General features: G+C 68.8%; 21 protein-coding genes. 8 read left to right on the top strand and 13 right to left on the bottom strand.

All coding sequences use genetic code 11. The features are described from left to right. Positions 1-69: 69 nt before the first annotated feature. The 6 genes from ABQE89_RS23680 to ABQE89_RS23705 all read right to left on the bottom strand — a co-directional run bounded on the left by ABQE89_RS23680 (position 70) and on the right by ABQE89_RS23705 (position 7,959). Entirely contained in the window at positions 70-2,697 is a 2,628-nt protein-coding gene (locus ABQE89_RS23680; protein ID WP_448421197.1) for an AAA family ATPase, read from the bottom strand. Next, positions 2,694-3,842, bottom strand: coding sequence for a metallophosphoesterase family protein (locus ABQE89_RS23685; RefSeq protein ID WP_448421199.1), 1,149 nt, complete (start codon positions 3,840-3,842; stop codon positions 2,694-2,696). Before ABQE89_RS23685 ends, ABQE89_RS23680 begins: the two co-directional genes overlap by 4 nt. A gap of 102 nt (positions 3,843-3,944) precedes the next feature. Further along, the gene (locus ABQE89_RS23690; RefSeq protein ID WP_448421201.1) at positions 3,945-5,174 is read right to left on the bottom strand and encodes a Dyp-type peroxidase; all 1,230 of its coding nucleotides are present in this window, start codon (positions 5,172-5,174) and stop codon (positions 3,945-3,947) included. Continuing rightward, the gene (locus ABQE89_RS23695; protein WP_448421203.1) at positions 5,167-5,694 is read right to left on the bottom strand and encodes a copper chaperone PCu(A)C; all 528 of its coding nucleotides are present in this window, start codon (positions 5,692-5,694) and stop codon (positions 5,167-5,169) included. Before ABQE89_RS23695 ends, ABQE89_RS23690 begins: the two co-directional genes overlap by 8 nt. Positions 5,695-5,718: 24 nt before the next feature. Then, a complete protein-coding gene (locus ABQE89_RS23700; RefSeq protein WP_448421205.1) occupies positions 5,719-7,212 on the bottom strand; it encodes a PepSY-associated TM helix domain-containing protein in 1,494 nt (497 codons plus the stop codon). 204 nt (positions 7,213-7,416) lie between these two features. Next, positions 7,417-7,959, bottom strand: a complete 543-nt coding sequence (locus ABQE89_RS23705; RefSeq protein WP_448421207.1) for a hypothetical protein — start codon at positions 7,957-7,959, stop codon at positions 7,417-7,419. Positions 7,960-8,040: 81 nt separating this feature from the next. Between ABQE89_RS23705 and ABQE89_RS23710 the strand changes: the two genes are divergently transcribed. After that, complete coding sequence (locus ABQE89_RS23710) at positions 8,041-8,559, top strand: SixA phosphatase family protein (RefSeq protein WP_448421209.1); 519 nt, start codon at positions 8,041-8,043, stop codon at positions 8,557-8,559. Positions 8,560-8,566: 7 nt separating this feature from the next. Here the strand turns inward: ABQE89_RS23710 and ABQE89_RS23715 are convergent, their stop codons facing one another. Further along, positions 8,567-9,124 carry a DUF3558 domain-containing protein gene (locus ABQE89_RS23715; RefSeq protein ID WP_448421211.1) on the bottom strand — a complete coding sequence of 186 codons (558 nt, stop codon included), beginning with the start codon at positions 9,122-9,124 and terminating at the stop codon, positions 8,567-8,569. Further along, on the bottom strand, positions 9,121-9,684 hold the full coding sequence (locus tag ABQE89_RS23720) for a DUF3558 domain-containing protein (RefSeq protein WP_448421213.1): 564 nt from the start codon (positions 9,682-9,684) through the stop codon (positions 9,121-9,123). Before ABQE89_RS23720 ends, ABQE89_RS23715 begins: the two co-directional genes overlap by 4 nt. Positions 9,685-9,806: 122 nt before the next feature. Here ABQE89_RS23720 and ABQE89_RS23725 point away from each other — a divergent pair, with 122 nt between their 5' ends. Genes ABQE89_RS23725 through ABQE89_RS23735 form a run of 3 tightly spaced genes read left to right on the top strand, consistent with a single transcriptional unit; the run spans position 9,807 to position 15,780 of the window. Further along, positions 9,807-11,579: an ABC transporter ATP-binding protein gene (locus ABQE89_RS23725; protein WP_448421215.1), complete on the top strand. Its 1,773-nt coding sequence runs from the start codon at positions 9,807-9,809 to the stop codon at positions 11,577-11,579. Continuing rightward, the gene (locus tag ABQE89_RS23730) at positions 11,576-13,600 is read left to right on the top strand and encodes an ABC transporter ATP-binding protein (protein ID WP_448421217.1); all 2,025 of its coding nucleotides are present in this window, start codon (positions 11,576-11,578) and stop codon (positions 13,598-13,600) included. The genes ABQE89_RS23725 and ABQE89_RS23730 overlap by 4 nt, the downstream gene beginning before the upstream one ends. A 17-nt stretch (positions 13,601-13,617) precedes the next feature. Beyond that, complete coding sequence (locus ABQE89_RS23735; protein WP_448421219.1) at positions 13,618-15,780, top strand: molybdopterin-containing oxidoreductase family protein; 2,163 nt, start codon at positions 13,618-13,620, stop codon at positions 15,778-15,780. Here the strand turns inward: ABQE89_RS23735 and ABQE89_RS23740 are convergent. Together ABQE89_RS23740 and ABQE89_RS23745 are read right to left on the bottom strand one after the other, a co-directional pair. After that, complete coding sequence (locus ABQE89_RS23740) at positions 15,777-16,352, bottom strand: ATP-binding transcription factor AbmR (protein ID WP_448421221.1); 576 nt, start codon at positions 16,350-16,352, stop codon at positions 15,777-15,779. The genes ABQE89_RS23735 and ABQE89_RS23740 overlap by 4 nt on opposite strands. Positions 16,353-16,419: 67 nt before the next feature. After that, positions 16,420-16,623 (bottom strand): hypothetical protein, encoded by a 204-nt coding sequence (locus tag ABQE89_RS23745; protein WP_448421223.1) that lies wholly within the window; start codon positions 16,621-16,623, stop codon positions 16,420-16,422. A 51-nt stretch (positions 16,624-16,674) separates the two neighbouring features. Between ABQE89_RS23745 and ABQE89_RS23750 the strand changes: the two genes are divergently transcribed. Continuing rightward, positions 16,675-17,517, top strand: coding sequence for an AIM24 family protein (locus tag ABQE89_RS23750; RefSeq protein WP_448421225.1), 843 nt, complete (start codon positions 16,675-16,677; stop codon positions 17,515-17,517). On the opposite strand, the gene dtd is transcribed toward ABQE89_RS23750, so the two are convergent. After that, a complete protein-coding gene (gene dtd, locus ABQE89_RS23755) occupies positions 17,518-17,949 on the bottom strand; it encodes a D-aminoacyl-tRNA deacylase (protein ID WP_448421241.1) in 432 nt (143 codons plus the stop codon). Positions 17,950-18,022: 73 nt separating this feature from the next. On the opposite strand from dtd, the gene ABQE89_RS23760 reads away from it, so the two are divergent. From ABQE89_RS23760 to ABQE89_RS23770, 3 genes are read left to right on the top strand one after another with little or no spacing between them, the layout of a single operon-like run. Beyond that, positions 18,023-18,619, top strand: a complete 597-nt coding sequence (locus ABQE89_RS23760; protein ID WP_448421227.1) for a class I SAM-dependent methyltransferase — start codon at positions 18,023-18,025, stop codon at positions 18,617-18,619. 44 nt (positions 18,620-18,663) lie between these two features. Then, positions 18,664-18,870: a heavy-metal-associated domain-containing protein gene (locus tag ABQE89_RS23765; protein WP_448421229.1), complete on the top strand. Its 207-nt coding sequence runs from the start codon at positions 18,664-18,666 to the stop codon at positions 18,868-18,870. Continuing rightward, positions 18,867-21,092 carry a heavy metal translocating P-type ATPase gene (locus ABQE89_RS23770; protein WP_448421231.1) on the top strand — a complete coding sequence of 742 codons (2,226 nt, stop codon included), beginning with the start codon at positions 18,867-18,869 and terminating at the stop codon, positions 21,090-21,092. Before ABQE89_RS23765 ends, ABQE89_RS23770 begins: the two co-directional genes overlap by 4 nt. Here the strand turns inward: ABQE89_RS23770 and ABQE89_RS23775 are convergent. Both ABQE89_RS23775 and ABQE89_RS23780 read right to left on the bottom strand, forming a co-directional pair. Further along, positions 21,089-21,988: an NAD-dependent epimerase/dehydratase family protein gene (locus tag ABQE89_RS23775; protein WP_448421233.1), complete on the bottom strand. Its 900-nt coding sequence runs from the start codon at positions 21,986-21,988 to the stop codon at positions 21,089-21,091. The two genes, ABQE89_RS23770 and ABQE89_RS23775, sit on opposite strands and share 4 nt — an antisense overlap. A gap of 6 nt (positions 21,989-21,994) precedes the next feature. After that, positions 21,995-22,396, bottom strand: coding sequence for a hypothetical protein (locus ABQE89_RS23780; protein ID WP_448421235.1), 402 nt, complete (start codon positions 22,394-22,396; stop codon positions 21,995-21,997). Positions 22,397-22,451 lie beyond the last annotated feature (55 nt).

Below are 22,451 nucleotides of genomic sequence, written 5' to 3' on the forward strand. Positions count from 1 at the left end.
AGGTGCCGACACGCCGAGAAGTCGGCGGACTTTGCGTCTGCTCGCGCAGGGTACGGAAGGGGGGCGGGGTTAGGCGGTCAGTTCGATGTGCAGCGCGCCGTCGACGGCGGCATAGCGCTGCGGGCTGCACGTCAGCACGATGACCTGGCCATCCCCGCCGACCGCGTTGAACACCGCGCCCATCCGCACCAACCGGTCCGGATCGGTGAACCCCAGCGCGTCATCGATCACCACCGGCACGCTGTCCTCCTTGGCCACCAGCGTGGCGCTGGCCAACCGCGCGACGATGCCGAGTTGTTCCTTGGCGCCCCCGGACAACGAGTCGTAGGGCACGGTGCGGCCGGACAGCGTGCGGCTGCAGATGCGCAGCTCGCTGTCGATCTCCACCTCGAAGCTGTCGCCGAACACGATGCGGCCCAAGCGCTCCACCTCGGCACGGAACGGCTCCACGTAGCGCTGCCGGGTCTGGTCGCGGTGGCGTGTGAGCACCGACCGCAGCAGCTGTGCGGCCCGCGCACGCCGCTGCACCCGCAGATACTCCGCCTCGGCGTGCTCACGCTCGATGCCCGCCGCGTCGAACTGCCCCTTGCGCCCCTCGGTGCCGTACACCTTGAGCTGGGCGCTGACCTCACGCAGGGCCTCGGCCGTCTCGTCGTGGCGAGCACGCAGCGTGTCGGCGCACCGCACCGCCTCCGTCAGCGCGGCCGTCACCTCGTCGGGCGCCGTGCGACCGAGCTCGTCGCGCAGTCCCGTCACGAGCGTCTCGGCGCGGCGGGCCCGTTCCTCGTCGGCGGCGGCCTTGACGGTCAGCTCGTCGTCGGTGGTGGTCGCACGCTGTTCGGCCAGCCGTGCGCGGGCCGCGCTGATCTCGGTCTGTGCGGTGACCAACCGCTCCTGCAGCACGGTGGCCCGGGTGTCCCGCTCCCCCAGCCTCTTTGCCGCTTCCTCGGCGACCTTCCGGTGCGTATCGCAGTCCGCGATGGCCTGCTTGAGGGCGGCCGACGCGGCGTCGAGTTCGGCGGCCGCCGCAGTCGGATCGCCGCTGAACAAATCTTCCTCGGCAACCCGACCCGCCAGTTCGGTCAGCTCGGTCAGCCGAGCCTGCAGATCGTCGGGTACCTCGTCACCGGTCAGCGCGTCGACCGTAGCGTGCAACCGGTCGCGCGCCGCGCTCAACTCTCGACGACGCTGGTCGCTGACGCGCGCCGCAGCGACATCCTCGGCACCGGCCTTCGCCAGCGCTAAGGCCAGCTCCTCCTGCGCCGCAGTGAGTTTGGCCCGCATCTGCGAGGCCGGCGTGCCCGGCACCAGACGTGCGGTCAACAGACCGGGCACCTCGATGTCAGTCTGGGCGCTGATGCTCGCCGACCATTTCCCACCGGCGTCGAGGCGGATCGATTCGCCGCCGACGGTCACCTCGACATCTGCGGTCGCCGACAGTTCGACACTCGCCGAGGCCAACTGGACCTGACCCGCCGCGACGTCGACCGCCGCCTGGGCAGTCTCGATTTCGCGCATGGCGGTATCGGTCACCGTGATGGCGGCCAGCTCGGTTTCGACACCGTCCAGTTCCCGCTGCGCAGCCGTCACTTTCGCCAGCCGGACCGCCAACCTGTCGGCCTCCTCGCGTGCGGCCAGTTGCTCGACGGTGCTGCGTGCGGCATCCACGCGGTCGCGGGCGCAGTCGGCCGCGGCGCGCGCGGTCTCGGCCGCGGTCTCGGCCGCCTCGTGCACCTCGGCCGCGGTCTCCAGTTCGCCGGCGGCAGCGGCCGACGCCGCTTCCAGTTCGGCCAGCGCGGCGGCGCGTTCGTCGATGTCGGCACGCAGCCTGCGGCGTTCGTTGACCGCGGCGACCGAGGCAGTGTGACCGGTCCGCGCCGCCTCGGCGACCAACTCGGCCTCCTTGAGCTGGCGGGTCACCTCGGCGACCGCGTCGGCCGCGGCTTGCGCCGCCGCGAGCCGCTTCGCCGCGTCGGCGCGTTCGCCTGCCATCCGGGCGAGGTCATCGCTGAGAGCCGCATGCCTGCGCACCGCTTCGTCGACCTCTGCGACGGCGGCCGTCGCACGGGCCAGCTCGTCCTCGGCGGCCTGCAGCCGGTTCACCGCGGTCGCCCACTCCCCGGTGGGGCGCCCGGTGCGGGTGAAGTAGCGCAGGTACTCCTGTTCGACGCGGTCGACGAGAAGCGGTTCGGCGCCGGAGAGTTCGGCGGCGTCGCCCGCCGCGACGTCCAGCGCCTGCGACAGCGCGTCGCACCCGGACAGATCGACCGTCGAGGTCGACGCGGACTGCAGCACGCGCTGCGCCTGCCACAGACAGGTGTCGACGGTCTCCTCGAGCATGGCGCGCACCCGCTCGTGCGCCTCGTCACCGGTGAGCTGTTCGCGGCGCGGCGCGATCACCCGCAACTCGGTCTCACAACGCTTGTGGAACCGCTTGCGGTACTCGAACCGATAAGGGCCGGTGGAGATCTCGGCGGTGATCTCCGAGCCGACGTCGGCGTGCGTCGGCTTGACCTGCTTGACCTCCTTCTTCAACGAGCGGTCCTTGGCCTCCAGCAGCAGGTCGAGCGCTTCGATCATCGACGATTTGCCGATCTCGTTGGCGCCGCTGACCACCACCACGCCGCGGTCCGGAAACACGATCTCGCGGTGCGCGATCCCCCGGTAGTTGGTCAGGACCAGGCGGTGCAGTTTCACGCCACGCTCCTGTCCGCCAGGCGCAGCAGCAGCGCCAGCGCGGCGCGGGCATCCTCGGCGTCCTCGCCGTCCGAGCGGGCGGTGGCCACCAGTTCGTCGACGGCCGACGCCGCGAACCCGCCGATGCCGAGGTCGTCGAACTCACCGTCGGCGGGGAGCACGGCGATCCGGGTCTGCTTCTCCTCCACCCGCAACGCCGCGAACAGCCGGTCGTACTTGTCCAGGCACGCATCGAGGGCGGCCTTGTCGGTCACCGTCAGCGACCCGGTCAGCGCGAGCCGCACCACGGTGCGCTCCTTGTCCGGCATCAAGTCGAGGTTGATGTCCAGATCGGCGATGTCACGGCTGTCGTCCACGGAGCGACGCAAGGTGACGAACCGCCACCGCCCCACCTTGCGCGGCTCGACGCGCACCGGCGCCGCCTGATCGGTCTCGTCGATGTCGACGAGCAGCACGTGGCCCGGATCGGGTTCGATGTCGTCGTAGTTGGTCACCTCCGGAGAGCCCGAATACCAGATCCGGCCGGTGGACCCCACCTGCATGCGGGAGTGCTTGTCGCCCAACGCCACATAGTGCACCGCACCGCGGGTGACAGCGGCCTCCAGCGCCGCGAGGCGGATCAGTGACGGCCGGTCCCTGTCGGGGACGAAGATGTCCACACCGCCGTGGCCCACCACGATCCTGACCGTGCCGTCGACGGGCAGATCGTCGAGTACGGCGGCGACCGGATCGGCCAACGGCGCCTTGGAGGTCCACGGCGCGGCCACCAACTGCAGACCTGGCCGCACCTCGTACACGCCGCGGCGATCCAGCACAGTCACGTTGTCCGGACACTCGCTGGTGAACAGCGCGCTGGTGTACACCGACGACGCGTCGAGCGGGTCGTGGTTTCCGGGCAACAGGTACACCGGAACCTCGACGGCACGCATGGCCTCCAGCGACTGGCTGACGACCTTGGGCGCGAGTTGGTTGTCCTCGAAGACGTCGCCGGCGACGACGACGAACTCCGCCCCCGCCTCAGCGGCCAGCGCGCCCAGACCCGCGACCGCGTCGCGGCGGGCGGCCGAATAACGGGGCTGCGCCTCGCCGTTGAGGAAGTATCGGGTCATGCCGAGTTGCCAGTCGGCGGTGTGCACGAATCGCATCTCGACTCATCCCTTCCGTCCGTTGTCTTTGCCAGGCACCGCGAGTGTAGGACCGGCCTCCGACAACTTCGGTGAGGCGCGTCGCGGCGGACCGACCGGAGCTCAACGACGCGCTTCGAGCAGCGGCTGGCCCAGGTAGCCGTCCGGGGTGTCGACGCCGGGTAGCACCGCGAACGTCGCCGACCCGATGGTGGTGATCCAGTCGTTGAGCGCGTCGGCGGTGGCCAGGCGCTGCTGCACCGGGACGAACTGCCGCGCCGGGTCACGCTGGTAGGTGGCGAAGATCAGGCCACTGTCGGTGGTGTGGACCCCTTCGGGCGGGTCGTCGTAGTTGTACGGTCTGCGCAGGAACTGCTCCTCCTCGGTGCGGGGCCGGGCCAGTGCGACGTGGGAGTTGGGCGGGATGACCGGGATCCCGTTGACGTTCGCGGTGAGGTCCGGCTCGTCGAACTCCTTGTCCCCGGTCAGCGGCGCGCCGGTGTCCAGGCGTCGGCCCACCACGAGTTCCTTGGCGTCGCGGTCCAATTCGTCCCAGGTGTCCATCTCGGCGCGGATGCGCCGGACCAGCAGCACCGTGCCGCCGGCGAACCACTGCTGTTCGGCGCCGTCATCCCAGACCAGTCGGTCGAATTCGGCCTCGTCGCGCAGGTTCACCGTCCCGTCGATCTGGCCCATCAGGTTGCGCATGGTGGCCCCCGACGCGTCGGCACCGTGCGCGGTGCGAAATCCGCTCTGACGCCACCGCAGTCGCGTCATCGATCGGACGTTCTTGAGCAGCACCCTGGCGGCGTGCGCGATCACCACCGGATCGTCGGCGCAGATCTGCACACCGATGTCACCGCCGCACCACCGGGGCTCGAGCCGGTCGGTGCGGAATCCGGGCAGATCGGCCGCTGTGGTCGGCCGCAGATGCGCCAGGCCGATGCGGTCGAACACGCTCGGCCCCAGCGCCACCGTCACGGTGAGGCGCGCAGGACGATAGGCGAGTTCGGGTTCGGTGTCGGCCAGCGCGGGCTGCCCCTGGGTCAGCCGGGCCGCATCCGACGTCCAGAGCTTGAGGACGGCGGCGAGGGACTCGCGCGGGTCACGGCCCGGGCGCGGCACCAGGTCGAGCGCGAGGAACAGCGCGTGCGCCTGCGGAGGTGTGCTGATGCCGGCCTGGTGCTCACCGTGGAACGGTTCGGTATCCCTTCCGAACCCGTCGTCGGAGATCGCCGAGCGCGCGGTGGCGGTGTGGGTCAGCGCGGCCCCGGCCACCACCGCGGCGGCGCCGCCGGCCAGAAGACGCCGGCGGTTGACGGTGAACCCGCGCTGGATCTGCCGCTCAACCATGGTCGTGATGCGATGCGCCGCCGCTGTACTCTTCGCCGCCGCCCGCGAAGTCGCGGATCTGTGCGACCACCGGCAGCGTGGAGCCGTCCTCGAACTGCACCGTCACCTCGACATCGGCGCCGGGGTGCAGGGGTTGGCGAAGATCCATCAGCATCAGGTGGTCGCCGCCGGGCACCAGTTCGTGAGTGCCGCCCGCGGGGACGGTCAGCCCGCCCTCTTTGGTCTGCATCGTCTTGTCGCCCGTCGTGCCGGTCACCACTTCGTGGACCTCCACCCGGTCGGCGAGCGGCGAAGTGCCCGAGACGATCCGGGCGTCGTGGTGTCCGGTGTTGGCGAACGTGCCGAAGACCGCGGCCATCCCCTCCTCGGCGGAGTTGGCCCACTGGTCGGTGATCGTCACCGTCGAGGCCATCGACCCCTCCTCATGGTCGGCCGTCGAACTGCACCCGGCACCGGTGACCGCACAGGCAGCGATCGCCGCTACCAGTACGGAACTCTTGTGAAACCTGTTGATGGACATTGTGTTTCCTTTCTTCGGTATGTGTCAGAGTGTGCCGACGGGCACGGAGTCGTGGTCGGTCGTTCGTCGCCGCATCCTGAGCGCGGCCTCGACCGCGAGCACGATCAGCAGTGACAGGCCGAACACCGGGAAGAGCACCCCGAGAACCACTGCCGCGGTGAACACGACGAGCAGCGCACGCTTCGGGGCGGCGACGGGTATTCCGGTGCCGCCGGCGGGCCTGCGTTTCCACCACATCAGCAGCCCGGTGACCACGCTGACCAGTACGCCGACGCAGGCAAGCGTGGCGACGATGCGCGTCAGCAATCCGAACTGATGACCCATGTGCATGGCGATGCCAAGACTCGTCGCGCGCGACAGCGCCCCGTCCTGTGCAGCCGTCGCGTCGGCGATGGTCTGCCCGGTGAACTGGTCGAGGTGCAGCGTGCGCTGTTCGGAAAGCCGCTGCGGCCAGGCGTTGACCACGGTGTAGCTGCCATGGACGGGAGTGGGCCCGGCGGCGGAGTCCGAGGGCGGGATGATCGCGTAGCCGGGCAACATGTGCTCGGCCCTGGCGATCCTGTCCACGTCGGCGAACGAGATCGGGGCCGCCATCGGGGGCGCGGAGGCGTACACGGGGTCGTCGGTGGCCGCCCACGCGATGCGCCGGCCGAGCCGGTCGTAGTCACCGAGGGTCGCCGGTGTCGACGGCGCGTCGACGACCGTCGACGGGGTGACGGTGGCCGAGAGCGCCCGCCAGTTCTCGCCCCAGTAGCGCGACCACGTCAGTCCGGAGAGCACGTAGCCGATCAGGACCACGGCGAGCACCACGCCGACCAGTGCGTGCACGTCGCGCCAGCGGACTCTGCCGCCCGTGCGCCACCGCACCGTCAGCAGCGGTTTGGTGGCCTCGATCGCCCGCGGCCACCACAGGTAGATCCCGCTCGCGAGCAGCACCAGGATCCAGACCGCGGTGAGCTCCATCCAGAGGTTGCCGATCCCGACCGAAATCGTGGCCTCGGGGTAGGACGCGGGCGCAATCAGATGTCCGAGTGAGGGCAGTTGCACCGTGGGCCCGTCATTGCCGAACATGCGGTGCAGCTGGTTGGCCAGCCCCACCAGACCGGACAGTTCGCTGCGCTGTCCCAGATAGGCCCCGGTGTAAGGATCGACGAAAACCTGGGTGACGTTGCCTTCGCCGCCGCGATCCCCGGCGGCGGGCGGCAGGAAGTCGACCCGGGTGGAGCGGTCCGTCGCGCTCGGCGGGGTCACGGCGTCGAGGGTGTGGCCGGCGCCGACATGCCGCGTCGCCGTCGCGACCTGGTCGTCCAACGGCACCGTGTCGGCACCGTGTGCGACCACGATCAGGTCGCGGTTGAGCCAGGTGTCGAGCGGCTGGCTGTACAGGATCACCAGCCCCGAGCAGGCGAGCACCACCAGAACCGGGGCGGCGAAAAGCCCCACCCACAAGTGCAGTCGCCAGACCCGCTGCAGCACCGCCGCGTTCGCGCGGCGTTTCTCGACAGCGGTCGTTGTCATTTCGCGTCCCGCCCCACCGGCGGTGATGCATTCGATGTCGTCGCAGTCACGTGTTCAGTTCCTTCGATAAGTCTTCGGGGATTGGTTGCAGCGCAATGACTGTCGGCACAGCCGACGAGGCGCTCCGCGCAGGCGGAGCACAGCGCTGAACAGAAAGCCGCCGACTGTCGAGCTACCGCGCGGCGACCAGGAGAAATTCGGCCGCTACGCGGCGGCCACGGCGGGCGACGGTGGCGCCCGCATCCCGAGCCCGGGTGAACGCAGAACCGAATGTGCGACAACGTCGCTCGTCACCGGGCGCGGTGACGGCGCGGCCGGGCGCGACGGTGCCGTGGCGAACAGGCGCAGCCAGCACAGCACCGACGAGCAGACCACGTAGAGATATTCGACGGCGGTGATGGCCACACCGAGTAACACCGCGGCGGCCAGGTGGCCCGCGGCCATCGTCGTCGTCATCCCCAGCCCGCCGCCGTGATGTCCACCCGCGACCACCAACGACAGGTGACCGAGGAACTGGGCGACGGTGAGCGCGCCGATCACCCCCACCAACCGGCCGCGGCGACCTTCGAGCGTCGCTCCGGCCAGGATCGCGCCGATGGTCGCGGCGGGCAGCATCGAGACGATCAGCGCAGCGCCATGAGGCAGCGCCCCGCCGGCGGCGGCATGCGCCCCGATCGTCAGCACCGCGGAGCACACCCCCACCAGAGCACCGCGCACCCAGCGGGCGCGGACTCTGGACGTACTCATAAGCCGAACCTTACCGGCCGCCCTACTACACCGGCTAGTAGACCCGTCTGCAGGTCAGGGCGGTGGCCTACGGTGGAACCCGTGGCCGACTCGAACCGCACACTGCTGCTGCTGCGGCACGCCAAGTCCGACTACCCGTCCGGGGTGGCCGACCACGAGCGGCCGTTGGCGCCGCGGGGCGTGCGCGAGGCCGCGCTGGCCGGCGACTGGTTACGCGCGCACGCGCCAGCCGTGGACGCGGTGCTGTGCTCGACGGCGACCCGCACCAGGGAGACACTGGCTCGCACGGGCATCGACGCGCCGGCGGACTATGTCGATCGGCTCTACGACGCGACGCCGGGCACGGTGATCGACGTGATCAACGGTGTGCAGTCCCGGTTCGACCACGAAGTCGACACGCTGCTGGTGATCGGCCACGAACCCGCGATATCTGCGGTGGCGCTCGGCCTGGCCGCCGCCGACAGCGGCACTAACGCCGCGGCCGAGCGCATCTCGACGAAGTTTCCCACGTCGGCGATCGCGGTGCTGCACACCGATCTGCCGTGGGACCGGCTGACGCTGAGCAGCGCGACGCTGGTCACGTTCCACGTCGCGCGTTAGGCGCGTGTCAGGCGCGTGTCGCCAGCGTCAACTCCATCAGCTTGAGCGCCATCGCACAGGCGTCGCTGCCGGGGGTCTGCGGGTTCACCCACCAGCCGACCACGCCGGCCGCGTCGCTGGCCACTCCGCACGCGCCGTTGGGGTCCTCCGGGCGCATCACGATGGACTCGATTCCGGCGACCCGCTGATTCTCGATCCGGTAGCCCAACTTTTCGGACACCTCACGTTCGTGGTCGAGGCTGCCCTGTTCGAACCAGAACCGGGTGATGTCGACGAGTCCCGTGGGGTTGAGCGCCTGCCAACGGCACACCGCGCCGACGAACGTGCTCTGGATGTCGAGCGGATCGGCGCCGACGGTCTCGGCGAGGATGTCCTCGGTCAGCACGTCGCACTCCTTGAGCAGGTTCGGGTACTGACGCTCGGAGTCGTCGTTGCGTGGCACGCCGCCGGCACCCGCTTTGGCCGCGGTGCCCTCGACCGTCTGTGTGCAGCCGACCAGCGTCGAGAGCCCGGCCAGCGCGACGATCGAGGCCACGGCGGCGCGACGGAAAAGGCTGCGTCTCATTCGGAGTTCACAATCGATTGACGGGTCAGTTCCTTGGCCACCTCGCAGGGGTCCGGAAACGGCGGCCGCGCGAAGCTGATCGACCATTCGATGAAGTCGTCCTCGAACTGGATGCCGATCTCGCACAGGTTGACCCCCGCGGTCGGATCCTCGGTGTAGCCGATGAAGCCGTCGTGGCCTTCGATGTTGATGTCCTCCACCGCGGTTCGGGACAATTCCATGGTCTTGCGCTCACGGCCGATGGGGCTGCCCCGAAACCAGGTGAACGAAAAGTGCGGGCCCAGGATGCTGCCACCCGCCAGCCACTGACAGCCCACCGACGTCTTGGCCGTGTTCACCAGCCCGGGCACCCGGGTCTGCGCGGTGACCTCCTCGTCGCTGACTCCGCCGCACTCCGGGAAGAACGGCCCGTGCGACACGTTCTCGGTCGGCGCCTGCGTTTCGGGCACCTCGTTGGTGTTCGCGGGCTCCGACTCGGAGCATGCCGTCAACACCGAGAGGAGGGCCGCCGCGGCTGCCACGGCCAGCGTCGCGCGCGTGGTGGAAGTCACGCCATGCACTGTAGCGGCAGCACCGAACGTCAACCACTGACGTGCCGGTTGACCTGCCAATTCATCAGACTCTCAGGTGTTTGCACGCAACAGGTCCGGCCGCCGGTTCGGGAAAGTGGGACAGTATCGACATGTTGTGGGCGCTGCTGCGGCAGTACGCGCGGCCGTACCGTGGGCTGCTGGCGACCGTCGCGGCGCTTCAGGTGGTCAGCACGCTGGCGTCGCTGTACCTGCCGACCGTCAACGCCGCGATCATCGACGACGGCGTGGCTACCGGCAACCTTCGCATCATCGTCGAGTTGGGCGGCGTGATGCTCGCCGTCACCGCGCTGCAGGTGCTGTGCGCCGTCGGAGCGGTCTACTTCGGGTCGCGGGCGGGCATGGGGTTCGGCCGGGATCTGCGCAAGGCCATCTTTGACCACGTCACCGGCTTCTCGGCCGAGGAGACCTCCCGGTTCGGCGCGCCGTCGCTGCTGACCCGCACCACCAACGACGTCCAGCAGATCCAACTGCTGGTGCAACTGACCTGCACGATGCTGATCACCGCGCCGATCATGTCGGTCGGCGGCATCTTCATGGCGGTGCACCAGGACGCCGGCCTGTCGTGGTTGCTTCTGGTCAGCGTGCCGATACTGGCCGTGGCCAACTACTGGATCGTCTCGCACCTGCTGCCGATCTTCCGGCGCATGCAGCGGCTGATCGACGGCATCAACCGGGTGATGCGCGAGCAGTTGTCCGGCATCCGCGTCATCCGCGCGTTCACCCGGGAACCGTTCGAGCGCAGCAGGTTCGGGGTGGCCAATCAGCAGCTGGCCGACACCGCGCTGGAGGCGGGTCGCTGGCAGGCGCTGATGCTGCCGACGACCACGCTGGTGATCAACGTCTCCAGCGTGGCGTTGATCTGGTTCGGTGGCCTGCGCATCGACGCCGGCCAGATGCAGGTCGGCTCGCTGATCGCGTTCCTCGCCTACTTCATGCAGATCTTGATGGCGGTGCTGATGGCGACGTTCATCCTCGTCATCATCCCGCGCGCGTCGGTGTGCGCCGACCGGATCGGCGAGGTGCTCGACACCGAGCCCCAGATCAGGCGTCCCGAACATCCCGTGCGGCCGCGGGCCGCCCGCGGTGAGGTCAGGTTGCAGTCCGCGACGTTCAGCTATCCGGGCGCCGAACGTCCGGTGCTTCAGGATGTTTCGCTGACTGCGCGGCCCGGCACGATGACCGCCGTCGTCGGGTCGACGGGGTCGGGCAAGTCGACGTTGGTGTCGCTGATCTGTCGCCTCTACGACGTCACCGCCGGCGCGGTCCTGGTCGACGACGTCGACGTCCGCGATTACGACCCCGACGAGTTGTGGTCGACGATCGGCCTGGTGCCCCAGCGTGGCTACCTGTTCTCCGGCACGGTGGCCGACAACCTGCGCTACGGTGTGGCCCCGGGAGACGTTGCCACCGAGGAGCAGATGTGGGCGGCGCTGCGGGTGGCCGACGCCGAGGACTTCGTCCGCGCCCACCCGGAGGGCCTTTCCATGCGGGTCGCGCAGGGCGGCATCAACTTCTCCGGAGGACAGCGGCAGCGCCTGGCCATCGCGCGCGCAGTCATCCGCCGGCCCGCGATCTACCTGCTTGACGACGCGTTCTCCGCACTCGACGTGCACACCGACGCGCGGGTGCGTGCCGCGCTGCGTGAGTCGGCGGCGGACTGCACGCTCATCGTTGTCTCGCAACGCATTTCCACGGTCTGTGAGGCAGACCAGATCGTGGTGGTCGACGACGGGCGCGTCGTCGGCACCGGAACGCACGAGACACTGCTGACGCAGTGCACCGAGTACGCGCAGTTCGTCGACTCGCAGGCGATGACCGCAGGGGTGGGTGGGCTCACCGCTAGCGAGGGGAGCGGCTCATGACCGGCCCGACGACCCGCCCCATCCGCGGCGTGGCCGAACCGCCCGCGGAGCGGTCACGAGACTTCACCGGTTCGGCGATCCGGTTGGTCAAACGGCTGACGCCGCAGCGCGCACTGACCGCGTCGGTGATCGTGCTGGGTATCGGCGGCATCGTCGTCGGTGTGGTCGGGCCGCGCATCCTGGGCCACGCGACGGACCTGTTGTTCAACGGCGTCATCGGTCGCCAACTGCCCGCCGGCCTGACCAAGGAGCAGGCCATCGCGGCGGCCAGGGCTCGCGGTGACAACACGTTCGCCGATCTGCTGTCCGGGATGAACGTGGTACCCGGCCAAGGCGTGGATTTCGGCGCCGTCGGCCGCACACTGCTGCTCGCGCTGGGCCTGTATCTGGTGGCCGCGCTGATGGTGTGGCTGCAGGCGCGTCTGCTGATCGTCGCGGTACAGCGCACGATGGTGGCGTTGCGCGCTGATGTGCAGAAAAAGATCCACCGGATGCCGTTGTCCTACTTCGACTCCCGTCAACGTGGCGAGGTGCTCAGTCGCGTCACCAACGACGTGGACAACATCCAGACCTCGCTGTCGATGACCATCAACCAGTTGTTGACCTCGGTGCTGACGGTGTTCGCCGTGTTGGTGATGATGCTGACGATCTCGCCGCTGCTGACGTTGCTCACCGTCGTCACGGTGCCGCTGTCGCTGTGGGCGACGCGGTTGATCGCCCAGCGGTCCCAGCGGCTGTTCGTCGCCCAGTGGGCCAACACCGGGCGGCTCAACGCGCACATCGAGGAGACCTACAGCGGCTTCACCATCGTCAAGACCTTCGGACACCGCGCCCACGCCCAAGAGCAGTTCGAACAGTTCAACGAGGACGTATACCGCAGCAGCTTCGGCGCGCAGTTCTTCTCCGGCCTGGTCGGGCCCGCCACCACGTTCATCGGCAACCTCAGCTACGTCGCGGTAGCGGTGGTCGGCGGGTTGCAGGTGGCCACCGGCCAGATCACGCTCGGCAGCATTCAGGCGTTCATCCAGTACGTCCGGCAGTTCAACCAGCCGCTGACCCAGGTCGCCGGTATGTACAACACGCTGCAGTCCGGGGTGGCCAGCGCCGAGCGGGTGTTCGACCTGCTCGACGCCGAAGAGGAGCCACGCCTCGACGACGACGACGCCGCGGCGGCGGCGCGAACGTTGATTACCGCGCGAGAAATCCCCGAAATTTCGAGCGGTAATCAACGTTCGCGCGACGCCACTGAGCGCGACGCCACTGAGCGCGACGCCACTGGCCGCGACGCCACTGGGCGCGAAACCACGGGGCGGGTGGAGTTCCGCAACGTCACGTTCGGGTATGTGCCGGACACGCCGGTGATCGAAGACCTGTCGCTGATCGCCGAACCGGGCAGCACGGTGGCGATCGTCGGGCCGACGGGTGCGGGCAAGACCACGCTGGTGAACTTGTTGATGCGGTTCTACGACGTCGACTCCGGTCAGATCCTCATCGACGGGGTGGACATCTCGACGGTCAGCCGCGAGTCAGTGCGCTCGCGCATCGGGATGGTGCTGCAGGACACCTGGCTGTTCGGCGGCACCATCTACGACAACATCGCCTACGGCAGACCCGACGCAAGAGAAGACGAGGTCATCGAGGCGGCCAAGGCGGCATACGTCGACCGGTTCGTGCACATGCTGCCCGACGGCTACCAGACCCGGGTCAGCGACGACGGCGGCAACATCAGCGCCGGCGAGAAGCAGCTCATCACGATCGCTCGGGCAGTGCTGTCGCGCCCGCAGCTGCTGGTTCTCGACGAGGCGACCAGTTCGGTCGACACCCGCACCGAACTTCTGATCCAGCAGGCGATGGCCGAGTTGCGCCGCGACCGAACGAGTTTCATCATCGCCCACCGACTTTCGACGATCCGCGACGCCGATGTCATCGTCGTGATGGAATCGGGTCGCATCGTCGAACGCGGCAGCCACGCCGACTTGCTTGACCGCCGCGGCCACTACTGGGCGATGACGCAGGTCTGAGACATCAGGAAGTCGACATGAGCTCCGAAACCGTCTACACCTTCTGCCGCTACTGCCTGGCCAGCTGTGGCATCGAGGTGACCGTCGCCGACAACCGCGTCACCCGGATCTCGCCCGACAAGAGCAATCCCCACAGCTGGCAGGACTTCTGCGCGAAGGGCCGCACCGCCGGCGAACTCGTCGAGCATCCGCGGCGCATCGTCAACCCGATGCGCCGGGTCGGGGACGGCTATGTCGAGGCCACCTGGGACGAGGCGATCGCCGACATCGCCGACCGGATGACTGCGATCATCGACGCCGACTGTCCCGATGCGGTGGGCGTCTACTACGGCAACCCGTCCGGCTTCTCGTCGTCGAACCTGATCTTCATGAACGGTTGGCTGGACGCGATCGGCACCCGCAGTAGGTACTTCGTCGGCTCGATCGACCAAAACGCCATGCATGTGGTCGCCGAGGCCATGTACGGCTCCACGCTGATGGCGCCGGTGTCCGACGTCGACAACTGCGACTACTTCGTGCTGGTCGGCACCAATCCCGCAGTGAGCGCCTGGAATTGGCTGGAAACGGTGCCCGGTGGTTGGCGTCGGGCGTTGGACCGGCAGAAGCAGGGCGCCACGATCGTGGTCGTCGATCCGGTGCGCACCGAAACCGTGCAGAAGGCCGACGTTCACCTGGCGGTACGGCCCGGACAGGACTGGGCGCTGCTGCTGGCGATGGTCAAGGTGATCCTCGACGAGGGCCTCGAACATCGGCAGGACTGCGTCGAACTCGCCACCGGCGTCGACGCGTTGCGTGCTCTTGTCGCCGACGCCGATCTCGATGACCTGGCGGCGCGCTGCGACATCCCTCGCGAGCGCATCGAGTCGGTGGCCCGCGGGTTCGCCGCGGCCCGCGCGGCGATGGTGGTCACCCGCACCGGGGTGTCCATGCATGTCGCGGGCACGATCGGCGAGTGGCTCGGCCACGCCCTCAACGTGATCACCGGGCGGATGGACCGGCCCGGCGGCCGCCGCTTCGAGCCCGGCTATGTCGACGCGCTGCGACTGTCCGCGATCAAGGCCAAGCCGCACGCCAACCGGCTGTCCGGCCGCGAGATGGTGGCCAACGCCCACGCGCTCAGTGAACTGCCCGACGAGATCACCACACCGGGCAGCGGCCAGATCCGGGCGCTGGTCATCAACTGCGGCAACCCGGTGGTGTCCGGCCCCGACGGCGCCAAACTCGACGAGGCGCTGGCGCAGTTGGACCTGCTGGTGGCGATCGACTTCGTGCAGCGCGAAAGCCATCGCCACGCGCACTGGCTGCTGCCCGCGGTGCACTGGCTGGAGCGTGCCGACCTGCTGGCCGTCACCAGCAACTTCCACGACCAGCCGTATGTGCAATACGGGGTCCGAGCCGTCGAACCGCCGCCGGGCGCACGCCAGGAGTGGCGGATCTTCGTCGACCTCGCGCTCGCGATGCGCAAACCACTGTTCGGCGCGAAGGGGCTCAACGCCTTCATCAACGCCACCCGGCGGGCGGCCCGGTTGACGCGCAGACCGGCCCTCGAGTTCACCCCGCACTGGATCGACCGGCTGCTGCTGGCGACCGGGCGAAAGTTCAACGGCCGCAGGATCAAGTGGCGCGACGTGGTGGCACATCCACACGGCTGGGTGCTCGGCCCGCGCGAGTTCGGCCACTTCAAAGAGGCGCTACGAACCCCGGACAAGATGGTGCACGCGGCACCGCCGGAGTTCGTCGCGCGCACCACGGAACTGCTCGCCCAACCGCACCCCGCCGCTCCTACCGACTATCCGTTCCAATTGGCCAATCGGCGCAACCGGCATTCGATGAATTCCTGGCTCAACGACTTGGCGGGTCTGCACCCGTCAGGCAAGGACAACGATGTGGTCATCCACCCCAAGGACGCCGCGAACCTCGGCGTCAGCGACGGTGATCTGGTCAGGGTGTTCTCGCCTGTCGGAGCGCTCGAACTGAAGGCGACGGTGAACGACACTCCACGCGAAGGTGTGGTCATCGTCGACCATGGCTGGGGGTCAAGGGTTTTCGATCCACGGGGCCGCTCGGCACCGGTGTCCTACGGCGTGAACCGCAACCTGCTGGTCGACGGCGCCGTGCTCGATCCGCTGTCGCAGACCTCGGCGTTGAGTTCGCAGTACGTCGGCGTACAGCGCGTCTAGAGCTGCGGGCCCTGCGCGCGCAGATCGTCGACGGTGCGCATCGCGTCGCGCAACTGACCCAGCCACTCGTCGGCGTGTTCACCGACGAGCCGCACCGACCACGCCAGCGCGTCCGAGCGGGACCGGGCGACGCCGGCGTCGACCAGCGTGTCGAGCACCTGGCGTTCCGGCTGCCGAAGCCGCGTCATGACGGGAACACTCAAGTGGGTGAACAGGATTCGTTGCGGCGATGCCTCGTCACCGACCTCCACGCCCCAGGCCACCTTGCGCCCATATCTGGCCTCGGCCTCGTCGGCGATGCGCATCCGCTCGCCCCGGGTCTCCTCGCGGAAGCGCGCGACTCTGCCGGATGCGTGGGCTTCGCTTTCCGGCTCGTCGCCCTCGGCCGCGGGCAGCCGGCCGACGACGGTGATCTCTTCGCGATCGACGACGACCGTGGGATCGCCCTCGAACCAGCCCTCGGGCAGCCGGCCGGCGAACCATTCGGCCGCGTCCCCGGCGTCGGGTTGGGCGGCCTGCTGCCAGCCGCCGGATCGGCCGGAGCGCCGGCCGTGCAGGTGATGATGTCGCATGATTACATGCTTACAACATTACAAGCCAGATGGAACGGCTTTCACCGCAGGCGAACGCGCGTGCCGCCTAACCGCGCTTCATCACCACGGCGGCGCCGCCGGCCACCACCAGGCCGATCAGGAGCAGCACCGCCAACACCTCGCTGACGAAGACCCACACCAGCACGAGGCCGACGAGCACCGGCGACGCGACGAACAGCGCCATGCCGGGATGCTGCCTGAGCACCGCGAGGGCGCTTTGCGCGCGGACCCGGTCGATTTCCTTTGCCATGCCACAAGAATGCCAGTGGCCGACACAAGTCTTGGCATTAGTTTGGATGTCATGGCAGGACCCGACGGCGGCAGCTGGCAACCCGACCCCGAAGGCCGCTACGAGTTCCGCTGGTGGGACGGCCGGCAGTGGACCGATCAGGTGTCGCACCGCGGTCAGGTCAGCCGGGCGCCGATGGGCGGCGCTCCCCCGCCCGCACAACCCGTCGGCGGCGGCGACGGGTTCGCGGGCATCAGCGGCGAACTGGTCGACGGTCGGTTCAGCGAGAAGGAAGCCAAAGCGATCGCGAACCAGAACACCAAGATGCTGCGGGTGCGTCTCGGTGAGCCGTTCTTCGCGCGCCAGGGCTCGATGGTCGCCTACCAGGGCAATGTGGACTTCGCGTTCGAGGGCGGCGGGGCGTCGCGCTTCATCAAGAAGGCGCTGACCGGCGAGGGCCTGCCGTTGATGCGATGCCAGGGCCAAGGCGACGTGTTCCTTGCCGAGCGGGCCTACGACGTGCATCTGCTGAACCTGTCGAATGCGGGCTTGTCGATCAGCGGCAAGAACGTCCTCGCGTTCTCCTCGAGTCTGGACTGGAACATCGAGCGGGTGCGGGGCGGCAGCATCGCGGCGGGCGGTCTGTTCAACACGACGCTGCGCGGTACGGGCTGGGTGGCGCTGACGACCGACGGCCCGCCTGTCGTGCTCGATGCGGCCGAGGCGCCGACGTTCGCCGACACCAACGCGGTGGTGGCGTGGTCGGCGAACCTGCAGACCCAGCTGAAGACGAGCTTCAAGGCGGGGGCGTTGATCGGGCGCGGTTCCGGAGAGGCGATCCAGGTGTCGTTCTACGGCCAGGGGTTCGTCATCGTGCAACCCTCCGAGGGCACGCCGACGGTCGCCGGGCAGTAGTCACATCTCCAGCAGCACGGTCACCGGGCCGTCGTTGACGAGGTCGACGTGCATGTGCGCACCGAAGACGCCGCATTCGACGTGCGCCCCCAGGTCCCGCAGCGCCTCGGCGAAGGACGAGACGAGCGGCTCGGCGACCGCACGCGGCGCCGCGGCGTTCCACGCCGGCCGCCTACCCTTGGCGGTGTTGGCATACAGCGTGAACTGGCTGACGACCAGGATCGGGGCACCGACGTCGCTCGCCGAGCGTTCGTCATCGAGAATCCTCAGCTGCCAGAGTTTCTCGGCCATCCGACGGGCCTTGTCGGCGTCGTCGTCGTGGGTGACGCCGACCAGCGCGAGCAGCCCCTGCCCCGGTGGCCGGATCTCGCCGACCACCTCGCCGTCGACTCGAACGGCCGCCGTCGTCACCCGCTGCACCAGCACGCGCATGGTCGCTGATGCTGCCATGGGCCCGCGGACGTAACCCTTTCGGCCCATACCCTACGGGGGTACAGTCCCGCGCATGAAACTCAACGCCATCGAGCGTGCGGCGATGAACAACCCGATACGCGCCGCCCACCAGCACCGTCGGGAAGCGGCATGGTTTCGCAGGCTCGCCGGGGGTGACCTGTCCGGGCAGCATGTGCTCGAGGTGGGCTGCGGCCGCGGAGTCGGGTCGGAGGTGATTCTCGACCGGCTCGGCGCCGACCGGGTGACGGCTTTCGACCTCGACGAGTCCATGGTCGAATTGGCGCGCCGCCGCCTCCATGGCAGGCCCGTGTCGTTGTCCGTCGGTGATGTCTGCGCGATCGGACAACCGTCGGCCTCGGTCGACACCGTCGTCGACTTCGGGATCATCCACCACGTTCCGGACTGGCAGGAATCCGTCGGCGAGATCGCGCGGGTGCTCAAGCCCGGCGGACTACTGCTGTTCGAGGAGCTGCCCGCCGGCGTGCTCGACAGCTGGGCGTTTCGCACCTTCACCGTTCATCCCCGGGACAACCGGTTCGAGGCGCCCGACTTCGCCGCCGAGTTGGCGCGGCACGGGTTACACGGCACGGGCGCCATCGAGCGGCGCCTCGGCGGGATGCTGTTCGTCGGGGCGGCCCGCAAGACCTGACCGCCCCTGTAGATACCCCAGGGGGGTATGTTATCTTGGAAGTTATGACAACAACGGTGACAGTGACGGGCATGACCTGCGGGCACTGCGTCTCGTCGGTGCGCGAAGGGATCAGTGAGATTCCCGGGGTGACCGCCGTCGACGTCGACCTCGCCACTGGAACGGTCACCATCGACAGTGAGCAGGCCGTCGACCCCGCCGCGGTCAAGAACGCCGTGGAAGAGGCCGGCTATCAGCTGGCCGGCCGATGAGCACGGCCCCTTCGACCGCAGTCGTCGAGCTCTCGATCGACGGAATGACGTGCGCGTCGTGCGCGAACCGGATCGAACGCAAACTCAACAAGATCGACGGCGTCGCCGCGACGGTCAATTTCGCGACCGAGAAGGCCCGCGTCGAATATCCCGACGACATCTCGCCCGACCGGCTGGTGGCCACCGTCGAGGAGGCCGGCTACCGAGCGCATCTGCCAGGTCCTGATCCGGCAGAATCCGCCGAGGACCACCTCGACGACCCGACCGCACCTGCGCGGCAACGGCTTTTGATCAGCGCCGCGCTGACGCTACCGGTGATCGCGATGGCGATGGTGCCCGCGTTGCAGTTCACCAACTGGCAGTGGCTGTCGCTGACCCTGGCCGCGCCGGTGGTGGTGTGGGGCGCGTGGCCATTTCACAAGGCCGCCTGGACGAACCTGCGCCACCGCACCGCGACGATGGACACGCTGGTGTCGATGGGGACGCTCGCGGCGTTGGGTTGGTCGGTGTACGCGTTGTTCTGGGGCACCGCCGGCACACCGGGAATGACGCACGGCTTCGAGTTGACGCTCAGCCGCACCGACGGCAGCGGCAACATCTATCTGGAGGCCGCCGCGGGCATCACCACGTTCATCCTGGCCGGCAAGTACTTCGAGGCCCGGTCCAAGCGGCGCGCGGGTGCGGCGCTGCGGGCCCTGTTCGAGCTCGGCGCCAAGGAAGTCATGGTGCGCAGAAGCGGTGTGGAGCATCGCATTCCGATTGAGCAGTTGGCTGTCGGCGACGAGTTTGTGGTGCGCCCCGGCGAGAAGGTCGCGACCGACGGGGTGGTGGTCGAGGGCCACTCCGCGGTCGACGTCTCGATGCTGACCGGCGAGTCGGTGCCGGTGGACGTCGCTGTCGGCGATCAGGTGTTCGGCGCGACGGTCAATACCGACGGCCGGTTGGTGGTGCGGGCGAACCGGATCGGGGCAGACACGCAGCTGGCTCAGATCGCGCAGATGGTCGAGGACGCCCAGAGCGGAAAGGCCGACGCGCAGCGCCTGGCCGACAGAATCTCCGGCGTCTTCGTGCCGATCGTCATCGCGCTGGCGGCGGCGACGCTGATCTTCTGGCTCGTCACCGGCGCGTCGGCCGCGATGGCCGTCACCGCAGCGGTGGCGGTGCTGATCATCGCCTGTCCCTGCGCTCTGGGACTGGCCACCCCGACCGCGTTGATGGTGGGCACCGGCCGCGGTGCGCAACTGGGCATCTTGATCAAGGGCCCGGAGGTGCTGGAGTCGACGCGCCGCGTGCGCACGATCGTGCTGGACAAGACCGGCACCGTCACCACCGGCACCATGACGCTGCTCGACGTCGTCGCGGCCGACGACGAGCGTCCCGACGAAGTGCTGCGGATGGCCGGTGCGCTGGAAATCTCGTCCGAGCACCCCATCGCCAAGGCAATCGCCTCGGCAGCGCTGGACAAGTTCGGCGAACTGCCCGCCGCCGAGGAGTTCACCAACATCCGCGGGCTCGGCGTCACCGGCGTGGTCGAGGGCCGCGACGCCGTGGTCGGACGGGCGCGGCTCGTCGGCGACCTGCCCGACGAGCTGTCCGCGGCGCTGCGCCGCGCGGAGGCCGACGGCAGCACCGCGGTGGTGGCCGGATGGGACGGCAGGGCTCGCGGTGTGCTGGTGGTCGCCGACGCCGTCAAGCCGACGGCCGCCGACGCCGTCGGGCAGTTGCGCGCGCTGGGGCTCAGACCGGTCATGGTCACCGGTGACAACGAGGCCGCCGCCCGCACGGTCGCCGGACAGGTCGGCATCGACGATGTCTTCGCCGGGGTGCTGCCGGAGGAGAAGGTGGCGATCGTGCAGCGGCTGCAGGCCGACGGCGACGCGGTCGCGATGGTCGGTGACGGCGTCAACGACGCGGCCGCGCTGGCCACCGCGGACCTCGGCCTGGCGATGGGAAGTGGCACCGATGTCGCGATCGAGGCCGCCGACCTGACCCTGGTTCGTGACGACCTGCGCGCGGTGCCCGATGCGATCCGGTTGTCGCGCAAGACATTGGCCACCATCAAGGGCAACTTGTTCTGGGCGTTCGCCTACAACGTCGCTGCGCTGCCGCTGGCGGCGGCCGGCCTGCTCAACCCGATGATCGCCGGCGCCGCAATGGCTTTCAGCTCGGTCTTTGTGGTCAGCAACAGCCTGCGGCTGTTCCGGTTCAAGCCGTCGCGCTAGCCCGTGACAAGTTCGGGGTGAAACGTGGCCGCCATCCGGCGCAGCCCATCGCGCCAGTCGACTGTGGTGCCGCCGATCAGCTCACCCATCAACGTGACGTCGATGGGGTTGCCGCGCAACGCCTGAGCGCTTTCGGTGAACACCGGTTGTTTCCCGAACAGTGAGCCGAGATAGCCGCACCACTCCTGGATGCTGACGATCTGGTCGCTGGCCCAATTGACGGTCGGGGCCGGGACGGCGGCGGCGGCCAACAACCGCGGAATGGTCGCGATGATGTCGTCCTCGTGCATGAGGTTGTATCGGGCCGGCCCTGGCGGTACCGGGATCGGGGTGTCCGCCAACATCATCTCCATGTGGAAGAACGGCCACCCGCCGTTGTTCCCGTAGGGCACGTTGAGCCGCGCGATGATGCTGGGCACGCCGAGTGCGCGTGCCATCGAACGGACCACCGCCTCCCCTGCGATCTTGGAGATCGAATACGTGGGAAACAGCGGCTTGTGGTTGTCGCCCAGCGCCGCTCGCTCGGTGCGCAGTTCGTCGTCGGGCGGGTCGTAGACCGCCGCCGACGAGCAGTGCAGAAACCCACGGGCGCCGCGACAGTGGGCCATCAGCAGGCCCACGGATTCCGCGTTGGCGGCCAGATCTTTGTCCCACCGGCCGCTCTTGGCCACCGCCAGATTGATCACGTAGTCGAAGTCGGCGGGGATCGCACTGAAATCGCCTGCCGCCAAGTTGACCGTCTCGCACCGCACCCCGGCCTTCTCCAGGTCGGCGCGCGCGGCGGGGTCGGTGAACCGGGCGATGCCCCACACCTCGTTGTCGGCGGCCAGCGCCGTCGCGACGGGCTTGGCGACCTGCCCCGTCGGCCCGGTGATCAGAACCTTCGCATCACGCATCGGCGACTACAGCGTCGCCGTCAGCGGCCCGAGCACCTGACACTCGGGTGAGGTGGCGTCGGTGAACACCGCACCGCAGCCGCGTCCGCTCGAGACGTAGGTGGTCCCAGGCTGATAGGAGCCGAAGTACACCTGCGCGGAGGCCTGGCCTCTGGACTGGGTGCACTTGCCTTCACCGCCCTGGACGTGCACGCAGGCGACGCCGTACTCGGGCCGGAAGGGTCCCGCGCAGCCGACGGGGGTGACCGTGGCGGTGACCTGTGCGACCCCTTCGACATGCGCGATCTGAGGCGGTGAGAGCGTGAACGCGCAGGGCGGAACGGGCTGCGCCTGGGCCAGGCTCGCGGTCGCGATCCCACCGAGGACGGCGCCGACGCCCATCCCCACGGCCATCAGAGTCCGGATCATTCCTGGATGGTAGATGACGGGATGAAGCTGTACGGCGGAAGTCGTTTCGGCTAGT

The sequence above is a fragment of the Mycolicibacterium sp. XJ1819 genome, assembly GCF_053483675.1.